Raw genomic sequence first — 7,837 nt, forward strand, 5'->3', positions numbered from 1 at the left:
CGCGTGAGATCTACCGACTCATCGTCCCGGCAAACCCTCCGGCTGGCCAGACCGGAGCCGCCGGGTCCCTCGGTTGACATCCATAGGGGCATCAAACTCGCCGTCCGCTACGAAGCGACGGTGCTGATCGCAGCCATCAACGAATGGCTGTGACCAGCACAGTCGCAACAGAACTAGTCACCGATGAACTCCAGGTATCGGTGCGTTCCCTGTGTGACGACCTGGCACAAGTCTCGGACTTCTTGGACCCACTGGCCACCACGCTCGGCCGGTAGCTGCTCAAGTTCCGCCAGCAGACTGGGTATCTGCCGCTGGCTGAAGACCGCGTCCCGATAAGGGTCCAGTGCGCCGAGCATCGGGAAGACTGATCGGTCTACCGTCGCGAGCAAAGAGAACCAGTCGAGCCCGCATCCGGCCCTGGCCACTACGTCAGCGCTCTCACCGCACACGCGCATGTTGATCACATGGGGAGTCTACCGACGCCCGCTCAGGCCGATGAACCAATATGCAAGGGCCGTGGCGTCCTCTCAGGGTCCAGGTGCTTCCCAAGGAGACCAACAAGCCGATGTTCGCTTCGTAACGAGAATGGCGATGGCGCCTTCGAGTGCCACCCACAGGCCTGAGCTCACCGATCTCCAGTATCTCGTGAGTCACTTTCGCAACAGGCCCTAGGCTTGTCTTTTAACATCGGCTTCGTCCCCGATGGCGCGGAACGGAAGAGTTGCTCGCGCACCCATACGGGATCGGGGTTGGTGTGCGGCTGGCCTGCCACGATAACGGTCGGCACGGTCTCGTTGCCGTCGTTGGCCGCCCTCACCGCTGCGGCTCCAGCCGGGTCGCGCCAGATGTCGACCCAGTGCACATGATGGGCACTACGGCCCAGCCGGATACGCAGTCGAAGGCAGTACTTGCAGCCGGGTCGCCAGAAGACGACCGGCCAGCCGTCGACCGCGCTGCGGCGCTGTGCCTCCAGCGTGCTGATCGGCCTCGGGAAAATCAGAGGCGAGTTCACGCTTGCGAGCAGCACAAAGACCAGCAGGAAGGCTGCGGCTCCGCCGGGCGTCCCGCTGACGATCAGCCCAGCCGCAAGGACTGAGCCGCAGAGCATCAGCAGCATCGGCAAGATCCAAGCGCGCGTCATGAAGACGAAGACTATCGATAAGTCGAAATGAGCCTCGAACTGGGCCGCTCACCTGGGTGTTCGTCGGACGTGGGGTCGGCCTTCGTCTGATCATGTGCTCCGACCAAGGTGCACGTGACCAAGACGAAGGCCGTGAGGGTGAGTCTGCTGCCTGATGCTGTTCGGAAGGAAGCGTTCGCGGAGGCGTCACGCTTCCGGGGCGAGTTCGGTGGACTTGACGCTGTTGCCCGAGCATCGTCGTGGGCACGGAGCGATGTACGGAGGCCTGAACAACGGCCGCATCGACGTCGATCAGCTGCGGATGGTGCTGGCTGGCCTGTCGCTTCCGCGTTTCGACGGCGGGCGCCTGGTCTTGGCGGTCGATGTGTCGCCGTGGCTCCGGTCGGACGCGCCGTGCTCGGCGGAGCGCCTGTTCTGCCACGTATACGGCCGCGCGAAGTCGGCATCGCAGTTCATTCCGGGCTGTCCCTACTCCTTCCTGGCCGTGCTGGAGCCGGGCGCCACGTCGTGGACCGCGGTCCTGGACGTGGTCCGGCTGGGCCCGGAGGACGACGCGACGGCGATCACCGCCAGCCAGCTCCGAGGAGTCGTTGAACGGCTCATCGCTGCGGGCCAGTGGCAGGCCGGGGACCCGGCCATCTTGATCGTCAGCGATGCCGACTACGACGTCACGCGCCTGGCCTGGGTCTTACGTGACCTGCCGGTCGAGCTGGTCGGCAGGGTTCGCTCCGACCGCGTCATGCGTCTGCCGAAACCGCCCAGGATTGCACGGGGTCAACGGCCGGCCCCCAAGCACGACCCGGAATTCCGCTTCACCAAGCCGGAGACCTGGCCCGAGCCAGCGATCACCACGGACACCGACACCAGCAATTACGGCAAGGCCGAAACCCAGGCGTGGGACCGGGTCCACCCCCGACTCACTCACCGTTCCTCGTGGCTCGACCATGATGGTGAACTTTCACTGGTCGAGGGAACGTTGATGCGTTTGAAGGTCGAGCATCTATCGAAGGACCGGGATGCCCCGCCCGTGTGGTTGTGGTCGTCGAAGACCGGTGCCACCCCGGACGATGTGAACCGGTTCTGGCAGGTGTTTCTCCGCCGCTTCGATCTGGAGCACACCTTCCGCTTCGCGAAGCAAACCCTCGGCTGGACCACCCCGAAACTCCGTACTCCCGAGGCGGCGGACCGCTGGACCTGGATCCTGATCGTCGCCCACACCCAGCTCCGGCTCGCCCGGCCGCTCGCCGCGGACCTCCGCCGCCCCTGGGAGACACCCACAGCCCCCGATCGGCTCACTCCAGCCCCTGTCCGCCGGGGGTTCAGGAACATCCGCGCTCACCTCGCCTGTCCGACCCGTGTTCCCAAACCCACAGGCAGCGGCCCCGGACGGCCTCCCGGCGCCAAGAACAAACACCGGGCACCCCGCTACGACGTCGGCAAGACCGTCAAACGCCCCGAGACCCTAAAAGCAATCGGTAGACCTGGCAGGTCCTGGTAGATAAAGAACAAGCTAGGGCCTGGGCGAGGAACCAGCCCTCGACCCCGGGCTGCAGGAGGACGAACGCCTCGGGGGCCTGGCCGTGGCGGGCCAGCAGGCGTGCGAAGAAGTCCGAATCCGGGCGGCGTCATGGCCGCAGGGTAGAGCCGCCCACTGATAAACAGGTCGGGCCGGGCCTGCCGGGGCTCACGATGTCCCCCATGCCGAGGCGGACCTCGACCGTACACGGATGCTCCGTACCTGCGGGGCTGAGTGCATGGGTGCAAGAACCGCCCTGGGCGGCCAGGGACAAGGGGCACGCGCACGCTGCGGCGCGGCGACGGGCCGTACGTGGCGCCCGAGCCGGTGGCCGGGGCTCTGCGTGAGGCGCTTCGCCCCGCAGGTATCGCCTCATCACGTGGGCTGGACCGTGCTCACCGGCACGCGGCGGGCAGGTGGCGCCCGTGCCGGATCACGCCCCGGGCGGTGATCCGGGGTCGGCGCGGTGGTCGTCGCGTCGGGGCGGGTCCGGCCGGGGTTCGTCGTCGAGCAGGGCGTGGGCGCGGGTCAGGGCCTCGTGTTGCAGGGCGGCCGTCCACTCCTCGAACGCGGCTTCGGCGGCGGGCCAGTTCACGGGGCGGCCGATGAGCAGGCGGTCGAAGGACCGGCCGATGCCGTAACCGACGGCCGCCGCCGCGGCGGGCAGGCCGAAGGTCCCCAGCCATGCCGCCACCAGGTGCCGGCCGTCGAACGCGTCGGGCGAGGCCCGGCCGAACCGGCTGTCCAGGATTCCGAGGAGCGCGAACATCAGGGACAGTACGGCCACGAGGACGTACACGGTGCCGATGACCGGCGCCGCGATGGGGTGCTCGTCGTCTTCGAGGCCCAGGACCCACAGTGGTGCGATCAGGAGGGCGAGCACGAGCCCGACGCTGAGGGCCCCCTCCAGGAGGCCGACCGGCTCTCCGTCGTAAACGACCAGTCGGACGAGGGGGCTGGTGCCGAGGAGCAGCCACACCAGGGCGATCGGGAGGTAGTACCTGATCGTGGGGTCGGCATCGTCGGCGGCCCGGGTGTGGTGAAGCACGGCACGGTACGCCTCCTCGTGACCGGATACCTGGGACAGCACCGCGGACCGCCGGGCCGTTAGGGATTCCCGCAGGCCCTCCTCCCCGAGGTCGGGGCGCCCGGCCAGCTTCAGGCGGATGTCGCGCCGTGCCACCGTCTCGTCCAGCACCCCGGCGAAGAGCCTGTCCGGCCTGTCGTACCCGCTCGCCCAAGGGCCGGAGGTGCTGGTGGGGGCGGATGCGTCGACGGGTTGGCCGGCCAGGGCGACCTCGACCGCGGAACGGATCGTGGAGTGCACGAACCGGTACCCCTTGCCGGTGACCACGAGGAGGCCGTGGTCGGTCGCCGTCGACAGGAACGCCGCGAGCCGCCAGGGCACGCCGTAGTTCAGGCTCAGCCGCAGCCGGTCCATCCCGTGTCGCATCAGCGCGAATCCGCCGGACACCGTGAAGACGTAGAAGCCGGCGAAGGCCGCGTCGCCGGCCCATGGGTCGATCGAGAAGCTCTTCGTCCCCGCCAGCTCCGCGCACCACCACGCCGCCGCCGCGTGGACCGGGCCGAGCACGGCTGCGGCGGCGAGTCCCCGCAGCAGGACGCGGAGCAGGGAGCGCCTCGGGTCGGCCGCGGTGCCGCGGGTACGGAACTTGGCCAGGCCAGCGCCGGCTCCGACGACGAGGAGCGCGGCCGCCATTACTGCGGCGACGACCGCGGCCGTCCCGAAGGGCAGCCTCGTCATCAGCGCGTACGCGAGCGTCACCACGTAGCCCAGGGCCGCCGTCCACAGCGGTGCGCCCCACTGGCCGGGCAGGACGTGGGTCCAGCGCCCGACCCAGCGCAGAGCCGGAGCCTCAAGCAGCCCGCCGTACACCTGGGTGTACCGGAGCATGAGCAGCGACCATCCGAACAGCAGCAGGACGCCCGGGGCCATGGAGTAGGCATGGGTGCTCAGGACGATTCCGGCGATCGCCAGGTCCCGCAGGATCTCCTGCCGTGCCCGCGGGGCGAAGCGCCGGGCACCCATGAGGCGGGCTTCGGCCGGGTCCGAGGCGGCCAGCAGGGTGACGCCGTCGAAGTACTCCTGCCCGCTGTACCTCATGGCGCGCGCCAGGCCGCGCAGCCCGCGGGTCAGCTTCGGGTCCGAGCGCAGTGTGGGTACCGGAGGCACGGGTCGTTCGAACGGCCAGCTCTTGCTGGTCCTGCGGGTGTTGCGGGGGTTGCGGAGTGGGGTGGCGGGAGCGGGGGCGGGTTCCCGCAGCAGGCTGTCGATGTAGTGCCGCAGGGCCGCGTACTGCTCGCGCAGGTGCTGCCTGGACTGTGCCGATTCCCATGTCGCCTGAAGGTGGCGGGGGTCGGACGAGGTGACCGCGAACTGCAGGACCTCGTCGTGCGAGGGGGCGTCCCAGTCGCCGGGGTCCACTGCGGCGACCACCGCCAGCATCAGCGGGGTGGTACACCATTCTCTGATGCCCGGGTTGTCGGCGAGCAGGTCCTGGACAGGGTGGCGGTTGTCACCGAGCAAGGCGACGGCATCGTCGAGCAGTGTGTTGGTGAGGGGCTGGATCCGGACGCTGCCGGTGAGGGCCGAGCCGAGGTGCATGGCCTGCGCCGTCGCCTCGCGGCTCGCTACGACCATCGGTTGCTCGCGGTGCCGGTAAAGGTGCTCGGTGACAGCCGCTGCCCATCCTTCCATGTGGGCTTCGGCGACGGCGTCCAGGCCCTCCAGGCACGGGACCAGCAGGCCGAAATGGAGCAGTGCCGCGACCTCGGCGGGCTTCAGGTCGAACCAGGCGGTCACCTGGGGGATCAGCCAGTCCGTCACGTCGGCGGGGGCGGGACGGTCGTGCGGTACGACGACCGGTACGGGCAGAGGTGTCGTCCACGGATCGCCGTCGCGGAGCAGGTCCTCCATCAGGCGCAGCATGAGGGTCGATTTGCCCGCGCCCGGCTCCCCGAGGATCAGCAGCTGCCGAGCGGATCGTTCGCATACGTCGCGTGGTGGGGTGCCGGGGGGAAGCGGCGTGGGCTGGTCGGTGCTGATGGCCAGGGTCATCGGGACGTCAACCAGGTGCAGCCGCTTGCGGGCGTCCTGGAGCTGGGGTGTGACCCACCCGAGCATGATCGCACCGGCCATGCGCCGTCGCCGGAGCTCCCAGAGTGCCGGGAGGTCGGGACTGCCCTGCGCGTCCTTGGGGAATCGCCGAGGCTGTACCACGGTCACGTGGTCGACGTAGCCCGAGCTGGCGAAGGCTCCATGGGAGGCGTTCACGTTCCCGGTCCCGGACACGTGGATCGTGGGGCCGGGGGCCTCTCCGGTCGTCGGCGTGGATGCGGGTGTGGGGGTGGGGGTGGTGCTGGCGGCTGTCTGCTGCTCGTCGGCGGGGTCGGAGGGGGGCGGTTCGCCGGGCTGGTGGTCTCCTAGTGTCATGAGCGGATGTCCCTCGCCTTCGGCCGGCTCTGCTCTCAACCGTGGGGGCCGGCTGGTTGCCGGGTGCCAGGGTCTGACCGCCGAGGGGCAGGTCAGGTGTCGATGCCGCTGACTCCGCGACTGTTCTCGCCGGTGGCTCTGGCGTTGCCGGTGTCCTCGGCTTTCGCCGAACCGCTGCTGCCCTGGCCCGGCTGGCGCCTGATGCCCGAGACGGCGCGCGCACCGCCGCTCGCGTCCGCCGTACCGGTCCGCACCGCCGTGTCCTCCGTACGGGGCGCCGTGGCGCGGGGGGCGCGGGGCTGGAGCAGTGCCCAGACCAGGGCCGCGATGCCGACGGCGGCCTGGATGGACGCCCCGGTGAGCTGTCCAGCGTCCGAACCGTCCAGTGCCCAGATCAATGGTGTGGAGCCCGTTCCCGCCAAGGCCACCACGATGGCCGCGGCCTTCCACGCACGCGACATGCTTCCCCCCTGCCCCGGAATCCAGCCGCCGTGGCCTGAGAAGGCCGACGGTGTGCCACTCGTAATTGTCTCCGTGCGTCCTGCCCCGAAACACGGGTACGTCAGGGGTGCACCCGCTGCCCCGACGAGCCCACACCCGCAAAAACCCGCCCCCGCCCGGATCAGCCCACACCGCGGCAGCCGCGTCCTTGTCCCGCCCGGCGCCACCGCGAAAGCCCTCATCACCGAGTTCGCCGGCTACCTCGGTATCCCCACAACCACCCGCATGACCCAGACCCACATCACAGACGCCGTCTGCCACACCTACACCCAGCAGGAGTGCAACTCGTCCTCATCGACGAAATCCACCGCCTCAACCCCCGCACCACCACCGGCGCCCAGGCCGCCGACCTGCTCAAAGATCTCACCGAACGTCTGCCCGCGACGTTCGTCTACGCCGGCATCAACGTCACCGACACACCCCTGTTCAGCGGCACCTGCGGCGCCCAGCTCGCCGCGCCGCGCCACGCTTAGCACCTGCGGCCCCCTCCCCGCCCGCCACGGCACCCGCGAACCCTTCCGCGACGTCATCACCGACATCGACAACGCCCTCGACCTCACCCACCCCTCCACACACCGCCTACCTCCACCAGCGCACCGCCGGCCGCATCGGATCCTCACCCCGCCTCATCCGCCATCCACGACGACACCGAACGCATCACCAAAGCCGCCCACTACGCGGTCCAACTCGACCACCTCGCCGAACCGTTACCGCCGCCAAGACACACAACGAGACCCCGACCGTGACCATGAAGGACAGGAACAACTTCTTCTGCTCGGCCAGCGGAAGATACTGGACTTGTTCCTGGAAGGCGGCGGCTGACGCCTCCAGTTCCGCAGCCGTGCCCGCAGGCGCATTCACCGGCGGCTCAGCCGGAGTCTCGCTGACCAGTCGATCCAGCCAGTCGCTGGCATAGAGCGTCTGCATCTGTCGGGTGAACCAGTCCTCCTGCGCAGTGAAGCCCGCGATCTGGGACAGGCTGCCCTGCAGCCATGACAGGTCAAGCGTGTATCGGGTCGATACTCGCGCTCCAGCCCCGCAAGCGGTTCGCTCATCGTCGGCCTCGCCCCCTACGTCCCCCAGTTGTGACACTTGCACCACCAGCGCCCGCAAGTAGCGCACCGTCCCCCCCATGGCGACGATCCTGGCCGTGCTGATGCAGGGCGCGGACTGGCCGCAGATGGCCCGGCAGCTCGTCGGCCTGCAGCGGGCCGACGTTCACCTC

5 protein-coding genes and 2 pseudogenes are annotated in these 7,837 nt (G+C 69.2%); 2 read left to right on the top strand and 5 right to left on the bottom strand.

Going from position 1 to position 7,837, the window contains the following annotated elements:
* Window positions 1–173 precede the first annotated feature (173 nt).
* Entirely contained in the window at window positions 174–464 is a 291-nt protein-coding gene (locus tag ACZ3X1_RS37175; RefSeq protein ID WP_390080442.1) for a hypothetical protein, read from the bottom strand.
* Window positions 465–706: 242 nt separating this feature from the next.
* A pseudogene (locus ACZ3X1_RS37180) lies at window positions 707–1,141 on the bottom strand (glutaredoxin domain-containing protein); the annotation flags it as partial.
* Window positions 1,142–1,279: 138 nt separating this feature from the next.
* Here ACZ3X1_RS37180 and ACZ3X1_RS37185 point away from each other — a divergent pair.
* Window positions 1,280–2,639: pseudogene (locus ACZ3X1_RS37185) on the top strand (NF041680 family putative transposase).
* Window positions 2,640–3,090: 451 nt separating this feature from the next.
* On the opposite strand, the gene ACZ3X1_RS37190 reads toward ACZ3X1_RS37185, so the two are convergent.
* Both ACZ3X1_RS37190 and ACZ3X1_RS37195 read right to left on the bottom strand, forming a co-directional pair.
* On the bottom strand, window positions 3,091–6,111 hold the full coding sequence (locus ACZ3X1_RS37190; protein ID WP_467283981.1) for an NACHT domain-containing protein: 3,021 nt from the start codon (window positions 6,109–6,111) through the stop codon (window positions 3,091–3,093).
* Between the two features lie 92 nt (window positions 6,112–6,203).
* Window positions 6,204–6,572, bottom strand: a complete 369-nt coding sequence (locus ACZ3X1_RS37195) for a hypothetical protein (RefSeq protein WP_390080439.1) — start codon at window positions 6,570–6,572, stop codon at window positions 6,204–6,206.
* 318 nt (window positions 6,573–6,890) lie between these two features.
* Here ACZ3X1_RS37195 and ACZ3X1_RS37200 point away from each other — a divergent pair, with 318 nt between their 5' ends.
* A complete protein-coding gene (locus ACZ3X1_RS37200; protein WP_463314541.1) occupies window positions 6,891–7,085 on the top strand; it encodes a hypothetical protein in 195 nt (64 codons plus the stop codon).
* 184 nt (window positions 7,086–7,269) lie between these two features.
* Here the strand turns inward: ACZ3X1_RS37200 and ACZ3X1_RS37205 are convergent, their stop codons facing one another.
* On the bottom strand, window positions 7,270–7,746 hold the full coding sequence (locus ACZ3X1_RS37205; protein WP_467283988.1) for a hypothetical protein: 477 nt from the start codon (window positions 7,744–7,746) through the stop codon (window positions 7,270–7,272).
* Window positions 7,747–7,837: the final 91 nt, after the last annotated feature.

This window comes from Streptomyces sp. NPDC023541 (assembly GCF_055559995.1).